The 16,279-nt window shown below is 68.3% G+C and carries 12 protein-coding genes; 1 reads left to right on the top strand and 11 read right to left on the bottom strand.

The features are described from left to right. Positions 1-5: 5 nt before the first annotated feature. The 11 genes from DEJ51_RS21655 to DEJ51_RS21605 all read right to left on the bottom strand — a co-directional run bounded on the left by DEJ51_RS21655 (position 6) and on the right by DEJ51_RS21605 (position 15,661). Entirely contained in the window at positions 6-1,028 is a 1,023-nt protein-coding gene (locus DEJ51_RS21655; RefSeq protein ID WP_150259071.1) for an ABC transporter permease, read from the bottom strand. After that, positions 1,021-1,944 (bottom strand): ABC transporter permease, encoded by a 924-nt coding sequence (locus DEJ51_RS21650; protein ID WP_150259070.1) that lies wholly within the window; start codon positions 1,942-1,944, stop codon positions 1,021-1,023. Before DEJ51_RS21650 ends, DEJ51_RS21655 begins: the two co-directional genes overlap by 8 nt. A gap of 31 nt (positions 1,945-1,975) precedes the next feature. Continuing rightward, positions 1,976-3,604: an ABC transporter substrate-binding protein gene (locus DEJ51_RS21645; protein WP_150259069.1), complete on the bottom strand. Its 1,629-nt coding sequence runs from the start codon at positions 3,602-3,604 to the stop codon at positions 1,976-1,978. A gap of 107 nt (positions 3,605-3,711) precedes the next feature. Continuing rightward, a complete protein-coding gene (locus DEJ51_RS21640) occupies positions 3,712-4,638 on the bottom strand; it encodes a GNAT family N-acetyltransferase (protein WP_150259068.1) in 927 nt (308 codons plus the stop codon). 131 nt (positions 4,639-4,769) lie between these two features. Then, entirely contained in the window at positions 4,770-5,822 is a 1,053-nt protein-coding gene (locus DEJ51_RS21635; RefSeq protein ID WP_150259067.1) for an ABC transporter ATP-binding protein, read from the bottom strand. After that, a complete protein-coding gene (locus tag DEJ51_RS21630; RefSeq protein ID WP_223835919.1) occupies positions 5,815-6,864 on the bottom strand; it encodes an ABC transporter ATP-binding protein in 1,050 nt (349 codons plus the stop codon). Before DEJ51_RS21630 ends, DEJ51_RS21635 begins: the two co-directional genes overlap by 8 nt. Positions 6,865-6,915: 51 nt before the next feature. Then, positions 6,916-7,839, bottom strand: a complete 924-nt coding sequence (locus tag DEJ51_RS21625; protein WP_150259065.1) for an ABC transporter permease — start codon at positions 7,837-7,839, stop codon at positions 6,916-6,918. Positions 7,840-7,862: 23 nt separating this feature from the next. Then, positions 7,863-8,789 (bottom strand): ABC transporter permease, encoded by a 927-nt coding sequence (locus tag DEJ51_RS21620; RefSeq protein WP_150259064.1) that lies wholly within the window; start codon positions 8,787-8,789, stop codon positions 7,863-7,865. A gap of 198 nt (positions 8,790-8,987) precedes the next feature. Continuing rightward, positions 8,988-10,640: an ABC transporter substrate-binding protein gene (locus DEJ51_RS21615; RefSeq protein ID WP_223835918.1), complete on the bottom strand. Its 1,653-nt coding sequence runs from the start codon at positions 10,638-10,640 to the stop codon at positions 8,988-8,990. Between the two features lie 471 nt (positions 10,641-11,111). Beyond that, positions 11,112-13,016 (bottom strand): translational GTPase TypA, encoded by a 1,905-nt coding sequence (typA, locus tag DEJ51_RS21610; protein ID WP_150259062.1) that lies wholly within the window; start codon positions 13,014-13,016, stop codon positions 11,112-11,114. Positions 13,017-13,351: 335 nt separating this feature from the next. After that, the gene (locus tag DEJ51_RS21605; protein ID WP_223835917.1) at positions 13,352-15,661 is read right to left on the bottom strand and encodes an ABC transporter family substrate-binding protein; all 2,310 of its coding nucleotides are present in this window, start codon (positions 15,659-15,661) and stop codon (positions 13,352-13,354) included. A gap of 345 nt (positions 15,662-16,006) precedes the next feature. Between DEJ51_RS21605 and DEJ51_RS21600 the strand changes: the two genes are divergently transcribed. Beyond that, entirely contained in the window at positions 16,007-16,231 is a 225-nt protein-coding gene (locus tag DEJ51_RS21600) for a hypothetical protein (protein ID WP_150259061.1), read from the top strand. Positions 16,232-16,279: the final 48 nt, after the last annotated feature.

Genomic DNA, 16,279 nt, shown 5'->3' with positions numbered 1-16,279 from the left:
GCTCCTCAGCGCAGCTTGGGGTCGAGGGCGTCGCGCACCGCGTCGCCGAGCATGATGAAGGCGAGCACGGTCAGGCTCAGCGCGCCCGCCGGCCAGAGCAGCATGTGGGGGGCGTTGCGGATCTGCGAGGCCGCGTTGGAGATGTCGATGCCCCAGGAGACGGTGGGCGGGCGCAGGCCGACGCCGAGGAAGGACAGGGTGGCTTCCAGGGCGATGTAGGTGCCGAGCGCGATGGTCGCGACGACGATGACCGGGGCGACGGCGTTGGGCGCCACGTGCCGGAGCATCATCCGGCCGTTCCCGGCGCCCAGCGCCCGGGCCGCCTGGACGTAGTCGTTCTGCTTGGCGGTGATGACGGAACCGCGGCCGATGCGGGCGATCTGCGGCCAGCCGAGGAGCACGATGAATCCGACCACCGGCCAGACGGTGGTGCTGGTGACCACGGACAGGAAGACCAGGCCGCCGAGGACGACGGGGATACCGAAGAAGATGTCGGCGACCCGGGAGAGCAGCGCGTCGCCCCACCCGCCGAAGAACCCGGCGAGCCCGCCGAGCAGCGCGCCGAGCAGCGCGGCGCCGAGGGTGGCGCAGACGCCGACGGTGATGGAGGCGCGGGCCCCGTAGACGGTACGGGTGTACACGTCGCAGCCCTGGGTGTCGTAGCCGAAGGGGTGGCCCGGTGAGGAGCCCTGCTGCGATTTGGACAGGTCGCACTGCAGCGGGTCGCCGCTCGCGATGAGCTGCGGCCAGATCGCGATGACCACGAGGAAGAGGATCATCAGCGAGGAGATGACGAAGACGGGGTTGCGGCGCAGCTGGTGCCAGGCGTCGGACCACAGGGAGCGGGGCTTGTGGCCGGGGCCCGTCCCGCCCGGCGCGGCCGTCTTCTCGATGCCCTCGACGCTCTCGGCCGCCTCGATGGCCAGGTCTATGGGTCCGCCCTGGCCGGTCGGGGAGACGGCCTCGTGCGGGCGGGGGCCGACGGGATCGTAGCCGCCGGGCCCTTCGGGACGCTCGGGGTCAGGCATACCGGATCCTCGGGTCCAGGACCGCGTACAGCAGGTCGACGAGCAGGTTCGCCAGCAGGAAGACGATGACGAGGATGGTCACGAAGCCGACCACCGTCGGGGAGTTGTTGCGCAGGATCCCCTGGTAGAGCTGGTATCCGACGCCGTGGATGTTGAAGATCCGCTCGGTGACGATGGCGCCGCCCATCAGGGCGCCGATGTCGGTGCCGATGAAGGTGATGACGGGGATGAGCGAGTTGCGCAGGAGGTGGCGGGTGACGACGCGCCGGCGCGGCAGGCCCTTGGCGACGGCCGTGCGCACGTAGTCGGCCTTGACGTTCTCGGCGATGGAGGTGCGCGAGAGCCGGGTGACGTAGGCGAGGGAGACCAGCGCGAGCACGATGCCGGGCAGGATCAGTTCGTTGAAGGGGGCGTCCGGGGAGACGGTCGGCCGCACCCAGCCCCATTTGACGCCGAAGAGGTACTGGAGCAGGTAGCCCGTCACGAACGTCGGTACGGAGATGACGACGAGGGTGAGCACCAGGACGGTGGTGTCGACGGACTTGCCTCGGCGCAGGCCGCTGACCACGCCGAGGGTGATGCCGATGACGATCTCGAAGAAGATCGCCACGATGGTCAGGCGCAGGGTGACGGGGAAGGCGCTGGCCATCAGCTCGGTGACCGGCTGGCCGTTGAAGGCCGTGCCGAAGTCGCCCTGGAAGATCTGGCCCATGTAGTGGAGGTACTGCTTCCACAGGGGCTGGTCGAGGAAGAGGTCCTTGCGGATGCGCGCGGCGGTGGCGGGGTCGGGCGCCTTGTCGCCGAAGAGGGCCGCGACCGGGTCACCGAGCGCGTACACCATGAAGAAGATCAGGAACGTGCTGCCGATGAACACCGGGATCATCTGGAGCAGCCGCCGGATCACGTAACGTCCCATGGACTGCTCCAGGATCGATCCGAAACGCGGGTCAGCCGACCTTGATCTGGTCGTACACGGGGACGCTGAACTGGTTGAGCGCGACGTCCGAGAGCCGCTCCGCGTAGCCCGCGCTGCCGTTCTGGTACCAGAGCGGGATCGACGGCATCTGCGCCGCGAGGATCTTCTCGGAGTCCTGGAACTTCGCGACGGCCTTGGCCGGGTCGCTCTCCTGGTTGGCCTCGTCGACGAGCTTGTCGAACTCCGGGTTGCTGAACTTCCCGTAGTTGGAGGAGGCCCCTGTGTAGTAGAGCGGCTGGAGGAAGTTCTGGATCAGGGGGTAGTCGGCCTGCCAGCCGGAGCGGAAGGGACCGGTCAGCTTGAAGCTGCTCTGCTGGTTGCGGAAGTCCGCGAAGGTGCCGACCGGGTTGACCGTGCAGACCGGGCCCTCGCCCAGCGCGTTGTTGATGCTGTTGCAGACGGCGTCCATCCAGTCGCGGTGCGAGCCGGTGTCCACGTTGGAGGTCAGCGTGACCTTGCCGCCGGGGAGCCCGCCGGCGTCCGTGATGAGCTTCTTGGCCGCGGCCGGGTCGTAGACGCAGGCGTCGCCGCAGACCGTGGAGGAGAAGCCGCCCTTCTCGCCGAGGGCCGGGGAGGTCCAGTCCTTGGCCGGGGTGCGGGTCTCGCGGAAGATCTGCTTGGTGATCTCGTCGCGGTTGATGGCCCGCGAGATGCCGATCCGGACGTTCTCCATCCCTTCCTTGCTCCACTGCGGGTCGTACAGCGGGAAGGTGAGGGTCTGGATGATGAGGGCCGGCTGGTTGATGTACCGGTCACCGAGGTCGTTCTTGACGTTCTTGAGCTGCTGCGCCGGGATGTCGTCGACGAGGTCGAGGTTGCCGGAGATCAGGTCGGTGTAGGCGGTGTTGTTGTCGGTGTAGACCTTCAGGTCCACACCACCGTTCTGCGCCTTGTCCGGGCCGGGGTAGGTGTCCCACTTGCGCAGCTTCATACCGGTGCCCTTGGTGTACGAGTCCACCGTGTACGGGCCGTTGCCGATCGGCTTGTCCAGCCAGGCGGCGTGGTCGGTGAAGAAGGCCTTGGGCAGGGGGGAGAAGGCCTGGTAGCCGAGGGTCTCGGGCCAGGTGGAGAACTTGTTCTTCAGGGCGACCGTGAAGGTCTTGTCGTTCTTGACGACCAGTCCGGACATCGTCTTGGCCTTGGGCTCACCGGAGGCGGGGTGGACGTCCGCGTAGCCGACGATGTCGGAGAAGAACGGCGAGTTGTTCTGCTTGTTGCGCACGTCCGCGCCGTAGTTCCAGGCGTCGACGAAGGACTGCGCGGTGACCGGCTCGTCGTTGCTGAACTTCCAGCCGTCCTTCAGCGTGATGGTGAAGTTCTGACTGTCCGTCGTCTCGATCTTCTCGGCGACCATGTCGAGGGCCTCGCCGGTCTTCGGGTCGTAGCGCTTGAGGCCCCGGAAGAGCATGTCGAGCACCTTGCCGCCCTGCACCTCGTTGGTGTTGGCGGGCTCCAGCGGGTTCTGCGGGTCGCCCCACGAGGAGCTGACGATTCCCGCCTCGCCGCCTCCGCCGCTGTCGCTGCCGCCGCCGCAGGCCGTCGCCGCGAGGGCGACGGCCACCGCACATGCGGCCCACGTGGCGTGGGTGGCTCCGCGCATGGAGTGCCTCCTAGGGATCCCAAGACTCGCTTAGGGGCCTATGTCACCCTATGTGGGGCTCCGCACACTCCTGGTTGGACCGATTGCACCCGCGCGTCACGCCCCTGTCACCCCTGGGGGTGCAACACGAGCTCCCACGAGTCGACCGCGTAGTGCAGGCCCATGCCGTGCGCCTCGTACAGTGCGAGCGCGCCGGTCACGTTGTGCGTGTCCACCCCGAGACCCACGCAGTCCCGGCCGCGCTCCGCGTAGACGGCGAAGCAGTGGCGCAGCAGGAAACCGCCGACGCCCCGGCCGCGCACCTCCTCGGCCACGCCGATGTGGCTGACCCAGGCCATGCTCGTACGGTCGTCCCGCGTGAGCAGCACGGCCGCGTCGCCGTGGCCGGGCAGGCTCGCGATCCACACCAGCGACCAGTCGATCTTGCGGCCGTCTATGTGGTCGAGCCAGGTCTCGTACGGGCGGTCCACGTGGCCGAAGTGCGCGGCGAAGGTCCGCTCGACCAGGGCGTGGGCCCGGTGACGGTCGGCCTCGTCGTCGGCGCAGTGCCGCAGGGTGAGCCCGGCCGGCGGGACCGGTGCCGGATCGGCGGCCGGGGACAGCGCGCGGGTCATGACCTGGTAGCGCCGGATGGTGCGGTAGCCGCGCCCGCTGAGGAGGGAGAGGTCGAGGGTGGGCTTCACGTTGAGCTGGAGCCTCAGGACGCCGGGCCCGCCGGACAGCTCCCGGGCCCTGGCCTCCATGCGCTCCAGCAGCAGGCCGGCGGCCTCGTGGTGGCCGGGCAGCACGTAGTGGTCCCCGTCGACGCGCCCCGGGCCGGAGTCCGCCCAGACGAGGGCGTAGGCGACGAGTCTCCCGCCCTGGAAGGCGAGCCAGGAGTCGGTGGCCAGGTCCACGTCGGGGGCGTTGAGGTCGGACTCGACAGTGCCCAGATCGGTCTCCGGGCGGCCGATCTCGATCACGTCGACGGCGTTGAGCAGCGCGCAGATGTCGGACGCGTCCCCGGGCCCGGCGGCCCGTACGGTGAGGGTCATGCCGTCACTCTCCGTCCCCGGATCCCGGGCACGCAACCGGTTTCCCCCGGCTCCGGTCGACGGGTACGCGAACGGCCGGCTCCCGGCGCCGTGAGGCACCGGGAGCCGGCCGTCGGGAAGGAACGCGCCGGTCAGACGGCCAGGATGGCCTTCTCCTCGGCGAAGTGGCACGCGGAATCGTGCGCGGCCAGCGTGTTCACGCCCTTGAAGCGCTCCGGGATCGCCAGCAGCGGCTCCTCGGTGGAGCACTTGTCCTGGGCCTTCCAGCAGCGGGTGCGGAAACGGCAGCCCGACGGCGGGTTGGCCGGGGACGGTACGTCACCGGTGAGGATGATCCGCTCGCGGCCCTCGCGCGCGTCCGGGTCCGGGACCGGGACGGCGGACAGCAGCGCCTGGGTGTACGGGTGGGTCGGGTGCTCGTAGATCTGGGCGTCGGTGCCGATCTCGGCCATCTTGCCGAGGTACATGACGCCCACGCGGTCCGAGATGTGCCGGACGATCGAGAGGTCGTGCGCGATGAAGAGGTAGGAGAGGTTGAACTCGTCCTGCAGCTTCTCCATCAGGTTGATGACCTGGGCCTGCACCGACACGTCGAGCGCGGAGACCGGCTCGTCGCAGATGATGATCTCGGGCTGCAGGGCGAGGCCGCGGGCGATGCCGATGCGCTGGCGCTGGCCGCCGGAGAACTGGTGCGGGTACCGGTTGATGTACTCCGGGTTCAGGCCCACGACGTCCAGGAGCTCCTGGACCTTGCGGCGCCGGTCGCCCTTCGGGGCCACCTCGGGGTGGATCTCGAAGGTCTCCCCGATGATGTCGCCGACCGTCATGCGCGGGTTCAGCGAGGTGTACGGGTCCTGGAACACCATCTGGATGTTGCGGCGCACGGCCTTCAGCGCGCGGCCGGACAGCTTGGTGATGTCCTGGCCCTTGTAGAAGACCTCGCCCGCGGTGGCCCGCTCCAGGTTCATCAGGAGCTTGGCGACCGTGGACTTGCCACAGCCGGACTCGCCGACGATGCCGAGGGTCTCGCCCTGGTACAGGTCGAAGGAGACCCCGTCGACCGCCTTGACCGCACCGACCTGCTTCTTGAACAGGATTCCCTGGGTCAGCGGGAAGTGCTTGACCAGGTTACGGACCTGGAGGATCGGCTCGCGCTCGGTGGCGTTCTTGGTGAGCTCAGCCATGGATCTGGTCCTTCCAGAAGTGGCACGCGCTGCCGCGGCCGGGCAGTTCGGTGCCGTCCTGCTCGGTGACCGGGTGCAGCACCGGGATCTCGGTGCGGCAGATGTCCTGCGCCTTGGGGCAGCGGGGGCTGAAGGCGCAACCCGAGGGAATGCGGAGCAGGTTGGGCGGCAGACCCTTGATCGCGTAGAGCTCCTGGCCCTTCTGGTCCAGGCGCGGGATCGAGTCCAGCAGGCCACGGGTGTACGGGTGGGAAGGTCGCTTGTAGATCTCGTGGACCGGAGCGGTCTCGACGATCCGGCCCGCGTACATGACCGCGATCTTGTCCGCGACGTCGGCGACGACGCCGAGGTCGTGGGTGATCAGGATCAGGCCCATGTTCATCTCGCGCTGGAGCTCCGCGAGCAGGTCCATGACCTGCGCCTGGACCGTCACGTCGAGGGCCGTGGTCGGCTCGTCGGCGATGATCAGGTCCGGCTCCAGGGCCAGCGCCATGGCGATCATGATGCGCTGGCGCATACCGCCGGAGAACTGGTGCGGGTAGTCACCCACGCGCGCCTTGGCGGCGGGGATCTTCACGCGGTCCATGAGCTCGATGGCCTTGAGCTTCGCTTCCTTCTTGGAAGCTCCGCGGTGGACCCGGAACATCTCGCCGAGCTGGTCGCCCACCGAGTAGACGGGGTTCAGCGAGGACAGCGCGTCCTGGAAGATCATCGCCATCTTGTCGCCGCGGAGCTTACGGCGCTCCTCGTCGGACATCTTGAGGATGTCCTTGCCGTGGAAGCGCACCTCGCCGCCGGACACGCGTCCGGGCGGGCTGTCGAGGATGCCCATGATCGCCTGGGCGGTGACGGACTTGCCGGAGCCGGACTCGCCGAGCACGGCGAGGGTCTCGCCGGCGTTGACGCTGTAGCTCACGCCGTTGACGGCCTTGGCGACCCCGTCACGGGTCTTGAACTCGACCTGGAGGTTGTCCACCTCCAGCAGCGGCACGGCGGATCCGCCGCCCGTCTCCGCAACGCTGAGAATCTCCGACGTGGTCACGCCGCCACCTTCGTCCTGCTTGCTGATGTTGTCTCGGGGCATCGGGCGGCCCTACCGGAGCTTCGGGTCGAGTGCGTCACGCAGGCCGTCGCCGACGAAGGCGAAGCCGAGCACGGTGACGACGACGAAGAGGCTGGGGAAGTACCACAGGTAGTCGTTGACGCCGATGAAGCCCTGGCCGGCCGCCAGCATGTTGCCCCACTCCGGGACGTCGACGGGAACACCGGCGCCGAGGAAGGAGAGCGCCGCGACGCCGACGATCGTGGTGCCGACGTTGAAGGTCGCGTAGACGAGCACGGCGGTCAGCGAGTTGGGCAGGATGTGCGTGCGCACGATGCGCCAGCCGCTCGCGCCCAGTGCCTTGGCCGCGTGGACGTAGTCCATCTCGCGCACGGACAGGATCGAGCTGCGCAGGAGCCTGGCCACGGTGGCCCACGAGAAGATCGCGAGCGAGATGATCACCGGGGTGATGCCACGACCGGTGACCAGGATGATGACGATGGCACCGATCATCAGCGGGAACGCGAGGAAGACGTCCGCGACGCGCATGACGAGGGTGTCGGCGAAGCCGGGGAAGTAGCCGGCGATGGCGCCGAGGATGACACCGATCAGCACCGCGAAGAAGATCGAGGCGAGGCCGACGAACATGGCCACACGGGTACCGGCTATGAGGCGCGAGAACATGTCGCGGCCCAGGGCGTCGGTGCCCATCCAGTGGGTGCCGTTGGGCGCGACCAGGGTCTTCTCCAGGTCCTGCGCACCGGGGTCGAACGGGGCGAGCATGTCCCCGAAGATGGCGGTCAGGAACAGCAGGGTGATGATCACGAGGCCGACGACGGCCAGCTTGTTCTGAACGAAGCGGTGGCGGATCTCGCCCCACTGGGTCAGTTGCTTGGGTGCGGGTTCGGCCTTGGCCGAAGCGGACGACACGGGGTTCTCGTCCCCGATCGCCGGGCTCGTTGCGAGCTCAGACATGAGGAAATCCTCCTTGGGGGCGGTCAGCTGAGGCGGATACGCGGGTCGAGGGCCGCGTACAGCAGGTCCACGATGAGGCTGAGGACGACGAAGATGGCGACGCTGTACGTCACGACGCCGACCACGATCGGGTTGTTCTGCTGCTGAATCGCCTGAACCAGTGCCAGACCGACACCGTCCCAGTTGAAGATCGCCTCGGTGATGAGCGCACCACCGAGGAGTCCGCCGAACGAGATACCCAGGTAGGTGACCACGGGAATGGACGAGTTGCGGAGCACGTGCTTGAACAGCACACGCCGGCGCGGAAGTCCCTTGGCCACGGCCGTCTTCACGTAGTCCGCGCGCAGCACCTCGAGCATCGTGCCGCGGGTGAGGCGGGCCACGAAGGCGATGTCGGTGATGGCGAGGGTGACCGCGGGAAGGATCATGCCGTCGAGCTGATCACCGCTCATCGGGGGGAACCAGCCGAGTTCGACGGCAAAGTACTTCTTGAGCAGCATGCCGATGACGAAGGTTGGGAAACCGACCGCCATGGTCGTGAAAAACGTCGTGGTCATGTCCAGCATGCTGTATCTGTAGAGCGCGGAGATGATGCCCACGCCCATGCCGAACGCCGTGACGAGAACGATGGCCAGCAGGGCCAGCTTCGCGGTGTTCTGCAGCTTCGGGCCGAGGATCTCGGAAACCTCGCGCCGCTGGATGAAGTCCTCACCGAGGTCTCCGGTCGCGACCTTCGCGACGTAGTTCACGTACTGCTCGGGCAGCGACTTGTCGAGCCCGTAACGCGCCTTCAGTTCCGCGACCACTGCGGGGTCGCGTGCCTTGTCGCTGCCCGCGATCGAACCCACGGGGTCACCGGGGAGAACGAACAGACACGCGAACAGAACCATGGTCGCGCCGATGAGGACTATGACCATCTGCCCGAGGCGACGGGCGACGTACCTTCCCATGTTTGTGCCTCTCTACCTGGCCGCTTCTGGGAGCAGCGGCCTCCGACCCAAGGAACGGGCCGGCTCTCGGCCAGCGGGGATTGCCCGCGGATGTGAGGGGTGCCGAAGTGAAAACGGCCTGCCGAGCGGGGCCGCGGCCCACCGGTCACCCGGGGGCCGCGGCACGTTCGCTCCTGACGGATATACCGTCCGAACCGATTACTTCTTGAGCGAGATCTTCTCGAGGATCGGGTCCTCGTTGAAGTTGATGTCGTCCAGACCGTTGAACTTGTCGGTCGCCATCAGGCGGAACTGGGAACGGTTGAAGGTCGGGATGAGGGCCATGTCGTCCATGGCCATCTTCTCGGCTTCCTTGTACATCGCCGTACGAGCGGCCTCGTCCTTGGTGGCACGAGCGGTGTCGATCAGCTTGTCGAACGCCGGGTTGTTGTAGCGGACGCGGTTGTCACCGGCCACGTTGCCCTCGGCGTCCTTGTTCATCGACGCCGAGTGCAGCAGCGGGAACAGGAAGTTCTCCGGGGTCGGGTAGTCCGCGCCCCACGCGAAGCGGTAGATGCCGGTCGCGCCCGGGCTCTGCTGCTCCTTGAGCATGCCCGGGAAGTCCTTGCCGTCCAGCTTGACCTTCAGGCCGAGGACGTCCTCAAGCTGCTTCGCGATGGCCTGGACCCACTCTTCGTGGCCCGCACCGGTGTTGAAGCTGAACTTGATCTCGGTACCCGGCTTCAGGCCGCCCTTCTCGGCGTACTCCTTGGCCTTGGCGACGTCCTGCTTGACGCAGGAGGTGCACAGGTCCTTCTGGTACGCCTTCGGGAACGCCGGCGGCACGATGGTCGTCGACGGGGTCTGGTAGCCCTGGAAGACACCCTTGGCGATGGCCTGACGGTCGATCGCGTAGGAGATCGCCAGACGGGCGTCCTTGTTGTTGGTCGGACCGTTGTCACCGATCGGCAGAACGAAGTTCATGCCGTTGGTGTCCTTGGCGAACCACTTGTTCTGCGGCTTGTACTTCGCCTCGGCCGTCTTCAGCATCGGCGTCGGGATGTGCGCGTAGTCGAACGTGCCGGCCTGGAAGCCGTCGTACTCGAGCTGCTGCGCGGTCTTGTCGTTGAGCAGCGTGACCTGGACCTTCGCGAGGGAGGCCTTCTGCAGCGAGTAGTCGTCGTTGCGGACGAGGTTGATCGCCTTGTTGTGCTCCCACGTACCGTCCATCTTGAACGGACCGTTACCGATGGGGGCCTCGCCGAACGCCTTGTCCTCTTCGCCGACCTTGGCGACCTTCGGGACCGGGCTGTAGGCGTTGTGCGCCGTCTTCAGGACGAACTCGCAGTCCGCCTTCGACAGGTCGACCTTGATGGTGGTCGGGTCCGGCGTGGTGACACCGGAGAAGGTCTTGGCGGAGCCGTCCTGCAGCTGCTCGTAACCCTTGATGCCGGCGAAGTGGTACGCCACGTCGGACGCGGCGGCCTTGTGCGCGGCACGGGCCCAACCACGGGCGAACGACTCGGCGTCGACGACCTCGCCGTTGGAGAACTTGGTGTCGGGCTTGATCTTGAAGGTCCAGGAGGTGCAACCCTCGTCCGACGTCGCCGACTCGGCGAGCGCGGGCTCGGCCAGGCCGTCCGGCGTGTTGCCGTACAGGCCGGTGAACAGGGCGTTGGCCAGCAGCACGCCGGTGGACTCGTGGGCACGCCCCGGGTCGATGGTGTCCGGCTCCGTGCTACCGAGCCGGAACACGCCACCGTCGGCGCTGCCCTTGTCCTTGCTGTCACCGTCACCGCCGCCACAGGCGGTAGCGGCCAGGGCGACGACAACCGCGCCCACGACCCACTTGGCGCTCTTGGCACCGCGCATGGGTTTCCTCCTCATGAGTCCACTGATCGACTTGAGGGGCAAAAAAACCTCGCCGACACCCCTGACGGCGAGCATTTCCGTGCCCATAGTGTGCTCGTGAGTCGGCGCGATCCCCACATCGCGTGACCCATTGACCCGAGCTCAATGGAGCCATCCTCAGGGACGGTCAGGCCGTAAACCACACTTAAGTGGTCTCGTTTTCACAACATCGATCCGCGCCAGAAACCCGAAATCCGGACAAACGGATAGGAGACAGACACGTGCGAAACGGACGGTTAGCTCATCTTCCGGAGTGTCACGGTCGGTATGCGGACACCTGAACGCAAAAATCCGCTTGACAGAAGCGAACAGCCCCTCCCCTCACGGAGTCCGTGAGGGGAGGGGCTGCTGCTTTACCAGGCCCTGTGGCCGGTTGCGGCCGCCGCGGCCGCGGCCCGAGCAAACTCGGGCCGAACTGCCGTACGACTGTTGTTACTTGGCGGACTTGGCGCGCGACGCGGTGCGCGAGCGCTCCTTCTGGTCCAGGACGACCTTGCGGATGCGGACGGCCTCCGGGGTCACCTCGACGCACTCGTCGTCGCGGCAGAACTCCAGGGACTGCTCCAGCGACAGCTTGCGCGGCGGGATCACGTTCTCCGTGTTGTCCGCGGAAGCCGCACGCATGTTGGTGAGCTTCTTCTCCTTGGTGATGTTCACGTCCATGTCGTCGGAGCGCGAGTTCTCGCCGACGATCATGCCCTCGTACACCTCGGTACCGGGCTCGGTGAACAGGACACCGCGCTCCTGCAGGTTGATCATCGCGAACGGCGTGACCGCACCGGAGCGGTCGGCGACCAGGGAACCGTTGTTACGGGTCACCAGCTGGCCGAACCACGGCTCGTGGCCCTCGTGGATCGAGTGGGCGATGCCCGTACCGCGGGTGTTCGTCAGGAACTCCGTACGAAAGCCGATGAGACCGCGCGACGGGACGACGAACTCCATGCGGACCCAACCGGAGCCGTGGTTCGACATGTTGTCCATGCGGCCCTTGCGGACGCCCATGAGCTGCGTGACCGCGCCCATGTGCTCCTCGGGGACGTCGACCGTCATGCGCTCGACCGGCTCGTGCACCTTGCCGTCGATCTCCTGCGTGACGACCTGCGGCTTGCCGATGGTGAGCTCGAAGCCCTCGCGGCGCATCTGCTCGACCAGGATGGCGAGCGCGAGCTCACCGCGGCCCTGGACCTCCCAGGCGTCCGGACGCTCGGTGTCCAGGACGCGCAGCGAGACGTTACCGATGAGCTCGCGGTCGAGGCGGTCCTTGACCTGGCGGGCGGTGACCTTGCGGTCCTTGACCGCGGACTTGGCGTCCGCGCCCTTGCCGGTGCCGCCGCGGCCGACCATCGGGGAGGTGTTCGTACCGATGGTCATGGAGATCGCCGGCTCGTCGACCGAGATCAGCGGGAGCGCGATCGGGTTCTCCGGGTCGGCCAGGGTCTCACCGATCATGATGTCGGGGATACCGGCGACCGCGCAGATGTCGCCCGGGCCCGCCACCTCGGCCGGCTTGCGGGTGAGCGCCTCGGTCATCATCAGCTCGGTGATGCGCACGTTGGAGATCGAGCCGTCACGCTTGATCCACGCGACCGTCTGGCCCTTGCGCAGCTCGCCCTGCTCGACGCGGAGCAGCGCGATGCGGCCGAGGAAGTTGTCGGCGTCGAGGTTGGTGACGTGGGCCTGCAGCGGGGCCTCGTCGTCGAACGTCGGGGCCGGGACGTGCTCCAGGATCGTGGAGAAGAACGGCTCCAGGCTGTCGCTGTCCGCGGGGACGGTGCCGTCCTCCGGCTTGGTCAGCGAGGCGATGCCGTCACGGCCGCAGGCGTAGACGATCGGGAACTCGATCTGGTCCTCGGTGGCGTCCAGGTCCAGGAACAGGTCGTAGGTGTCGTTGACGACCTCGTCGATCCGGGAGTCCGGGCGGTCCGTCTTGTTGATGCAGAGGATGACCGGCATGTTCGCCTGCAGGGCCTTGCGCAGGACGAAGCGGGTCTGGGGCAGCGGACCCTCGGAGGCGTCCACCAGCAGGACGACGGCGTCCACCATCGACAGACCGCGCTCGACCTCACCACCGAAGTCGGCGTGGCCGGGGGTGTCGATGATGTTGATCGTGATCGGGGCCCCGCCGTCCTTGGGGTGATACTTCACCGCCGTGTTCTTGGCGAGGATCGTGATGCCCTTCTCACGCTCCAGGTCGTTCGAGTCCATCATGCGGTCGTCGAGCTGCTGGTGGGCGGCGAAGGCACCGGCCTGCTTGAGCATGGCATCGACGATGGTCGTCTTGCCATGGTCGACGTGGGCGACGATGGCGACGTTACGGATGTCGTGGCGCGTGGGCACTTCGGCGCTTCTCCCGGGATCGTGGATGGCGTCGCGTACGGTCCGGCACGCGCGCCTCGGCCGGGCGAAAACCTGCCACGGCCTTACCCCATGGTACGTCGAATGGCGGGAACCGCCTGCCGGGGGGTCTGTCAAGAGGCCGGATGCATGAGTGCGGCCGAGGGCTGCGTGGGGTGCCTCGACCGCAGTTCCTGCCTGAAATCACGCGGGTCAACGGGTATGCACGACCTTGCCCGCCGGGAGATCCGGCGGGCAAGGGACTTGAGTCACATCTGAGCTTGTGACCCCGCGGTCAACCAGACAGGCACCGCTTTGTCACCACTTCTTCGCCCCCTCTACTTCTTCTTGTCCTTCGCGGTCGGAGCCTTCTTCCAGCCGATGTCCTGGTAGCGGGGGGCGCCGAGGCCGAAGGCGCCGGCGTTGGCGAGGCCCGGCTTGACCGCCACCAGCTCGGGGCGCTGGAAGAGGGGGATGGAGCCGGCCGCGGCCCAGATCCGGGCGTCCGCCTTGCGCATCAGCTCACGGGACTGCTCCTCGTCCAGTTCGCCGACCGCCTGGTCGAACAGCTGGTCGATGTGGTCGGTGCCGACCCGCGTGTAGTTCTGTTCGACGAGGAGCGAGCCGTCCGCGGCCGGCTCCGGCTTGGCGAAGATGGGCCGGGCGTCGGTGGCCGGGTAGGCCGTCGCGGGCCAGGAGTACAGGGCCAGGTCGTACTGGCCGGAGGCGATGTGGTCCTTGAAGAAGCTGTCGTCGGCCACCTTGATCGTCTCGGTGTTCACGCCGACCGTGCGGAGCATCCCGGCGATCCGCTCGCCGACCGTACGCAGGGACTCCGAGCCGGGGCCCGCCGGGAGGACGAAGCGCAGGCTGAGCGCCTTGCCGTCCTTGGCGAGCATGTTGCCGGAGGTGCGGACGGGCTGCTTGGCGGGGGCCGGGGCCGGGGAGGCCTTGGCGGGGTCGGCCTCGTCGCGGGCCAAGGCGCCCTTGCCGTCGTCGGTGGCCTCCGCCCGGGCGGCCCGGGCGACGCGGGCCGCCTGGGCGAGCAGGGACGCCCTCTGCTCGGCTCCGAAGGGCGCCGGGGCGAGCACCGGGGAGGGCTCGTCCTGGGCCGCCGGGGCTGCGGCCTCCGGCCGGGCCGCGGTCGCCGGCCGCGGTTCGCCGTTGGCCCCGTCGTCCTGGCCGACGATGTAGAGCCCGTCGTTGCCGGTGCCCGGGCCCGACGGGGTCTTCGAGTCGTCCTGCTGCTCGCTCTCCGGGCCGGCCTTGGCGCCCACGGGCTCGGTGATCTTGCCGCCCTTGCGCCAGCCCGCGTCCGCGAACAGGGCCTGGGCGGCCTGGGTGTCCTGGCCGCCGAGCGCGTCGCTGTTGTCGGCGTACGCCCGCTGCCCGGCCAGGGCCAGGTGGCTGCCGACCGGCTTCGCGGGCAGGCCGAGCGGCTTCAGTACGACCTCGGCCAGGGCCTGGCGGTCCAGGGCCCGGGCCACCGCCCGGCGAACCCGCTCGTCCGCCAGCGGGCCGGAGGCCCCGTTCATCGCGAGCTGGGTGTAGGCCGGCTCCAGGGACTTCCGTACGGTGAAGGCCTTCAGCGCCGCCTGCTCCTGCGCGTACCGCTTGACCGAGGCGAGGTGCTTCTCGCGGCTCTCCGTCTCCGCCGCCGCCTTCTCCTCGTCCGCCCCGAAGGCCGTCGCCCACGAGAGCGTGGCCTGCGCCGGGGTCAGCGCGGCCCCCGGGCCGTGGGCCGGTGCGCCGCCCGCGCCCGGACCCTTCTTGGCGGCTGCGTCCCGGCGGGCCAGTGCGATCCGGTCGGCCCCGGCCCGGTCGATCTCCGCCAGGTCGAGCTTCCCGGCGGCCAGCGCGGCCGGGCGCTCGGCCCGCGGGACGGCCGTCAGGACCAGCGAGTCCAGCTTGGCCTGCCGGCCCCACCAGCGGGCGTTGCGGGTCAGCGCGGCGGTACCGGTCTTCTTGTCGATCGCGCCGAGCGCGAAGGGTCCGGCGGTGACCTTCAGCGCGCCGCGGGCTCCCTCGTTGAAGGCGTCCGGGGTACCGGTGACCTGCTTGGGGTAGAGCGGGGTGAACAGGGAGCGCCAGTCGGCGTACGGCTTGTTGAAGGTGACCCTGACCTCCAGGTCGGTCTTGCCCTTCTCGATCTTCTCGATGCGGTCGTAGCCGGCGTTGCGCGCCGTCCAGTACGCCGAGTCCTTGCCGTTGAGGGCGCGCCACTGCGCCACGAAGTCGGCGGCGCCGATCTCGCGCCCGTCGCTCCACACCGCCTTCTGGTTCAGCTTGTACTGGACGACCTGCTTGGGCTCCCGCTCGATGACCTCGGCCTTCTCCAGGTAGTCCGGATTGGCCACCGGCCGCCCCTTGGCGTCCAGTACGAACAGGTGGGGCAGCACGGCGCCGGCGATCCTGTTGGTGGTGGCGTCCGCGTCGGCCTGGAAGGTGTTGAGGGTGTCCGGGAGGCTGTCCACCGCCCAGCGCAGCACACCTCCGTCCGCGACCTTGTCGCGGGTGGTCGTGGCGATGTCCTGGCCTGCGGCGGCCTGGCCGCCCTCGTCGTCACCCGCGCCGCAGCCCGTGAGCAGCGGCAGTGCGAGGACTCCCGAGGTCAGGAGCGCCAAGGACCTGCGCCTTCTCTGGGACATGGGTGGTACCTCCGGGGCGGGGCGTGGGGGAAGCATGATCACGTTCGGCGGTATATGGGCTGATCACACCGGTTGCCGGAACCCACTGAAATAGACGCTCAGCCGCACCCCTCGCAGCCGCCTCTCGCCACGCCGCGAACCCCACCCGTGCGGACCAATCCCGCTTGCGGGGCAGGAGGCGTTCCCCCGGGAGAGGGATGAGAATGAGGTTCGGGGAGGGGCGCACGGTTCACGCCTGCGCGCCCGCAATCGCTGCACGTCCCTTCACAACGGGGGACGGGAGGCGCGACACTCGCAGGCGCACATGAGCGTTGCCACCGCACCTGGCGGAAGTGAGGGCAAATCATGTCCCTGCAAGACGATCTGAGTGCTGTACGGCGCAACCTGGACGAGCTGACGCGCAAGGTCGAGCGGCTGGAACGGCAGGCCGCCCGCGGGAAGCCGTCGACGACGGCGGCGGGTCCTGACCCGTCCCGGATGGTGACGGTCCCGGACACCCCCTACGACAGCTCCCTGTGGACGGACTCCGACGACGAGGGCCTCGGCGCCCGCGACCGCCGCGCCCCCTAGTCCGGTCGGAGCACCAGGCGTCACGTCCACGCGTCCACGCATCCACGC

Origin of the sequence: Streptomyces venezuelae (assembly GCF_008642275.1) — a bacterium.
Taxonomy (GTDB): domain Bacteria; phylum Actinomycetota; class Actinomycetes; order Streptomycetales; family Streptomycetaceae; genus Streptomyces; species Streptomyces venezuelae_E.
This window is presented reverse-complemented; position numbering and strand designations above follow the sequence as displayed.

Excerpts from the sequence above, each read along its gene's own strand:
- DEJ51_RS21655 (WP_150259071.1), bottom strand. The coding sequence starts at position 1,028 with ATGCCTGACCCCGAGCGTCCCGAAGGGCCCGGCGGCTACGATCCCGTC.
- DEJ51_RS21650 (WP_150259070.1), bottom strand. The coding sequence starts at position 1,944 with ATGGGACGTTACGTGATCCGGCGGCTGCTCCAGATGATCCCGGTGTTC.
- DEJ51_RS21645 (WP_150259069.1), bottom strand. The coding sequence starts at position 3,604 with ATGCGCGGAGCCACCCACGCCACGTGGGCCGCATGTGCGGTGGCCGTC.
- DEJ51_RS21640 (WP_150259068.1), bottom strand. The coding sequence starts at position 4,638 with ATGACCCTCACCGTACGGGCCGCCGGGCCCGGGGACGCGTCCGACATC.
- DEJ51_RS21635 (WP_150259067.1), bottom strand. The coding sequence starts at position 5,822 with ATGGCTGAGCTCACCAAGAACGCCACCGAGCGCGAGCCGATCCTCCAG.
- DEJ51_RS21625 (WP_150259065.1), bottom strand. The coding sequence starts at position 7,839 with ATGTCTGAGCTCGCAACGAGCCCGGCGATCGGGGACGAGAACCCCGTG.
- DEJ51_RS21620 (WP_150259064.1), bottom strand. The coding sequence starts at position 8,789 with ATGGGAAGGTACGTCGCCCGTCGCCTCGGGCAGATGGTCATAGTCCTC.
- DEJ51_RS21615 (WP_223835918.1), bottom strand. The coding sequence starts at position 10,640 with ATGCGCGGTGCCAAGAGCGCCAAGTGGGTCGTGGGCGCGGTTGTCGTC.
- DEJ51_RS21605 (WP_223835917.1), bottom strand. The coding sequence starts at position 15,661 with ATGTCCCAGAGAAGGCGCAGGTCCTTGGCGCTCCTGACCTCGGGAGTC.
- DEJ51_RS21600 (WP_150259061.1), top strand. The coding sequence starts at position 16,007 with ATGTCCCTGCAAGACGATCTGAGTGCTGTACGGCGCAACCTGGACGAG.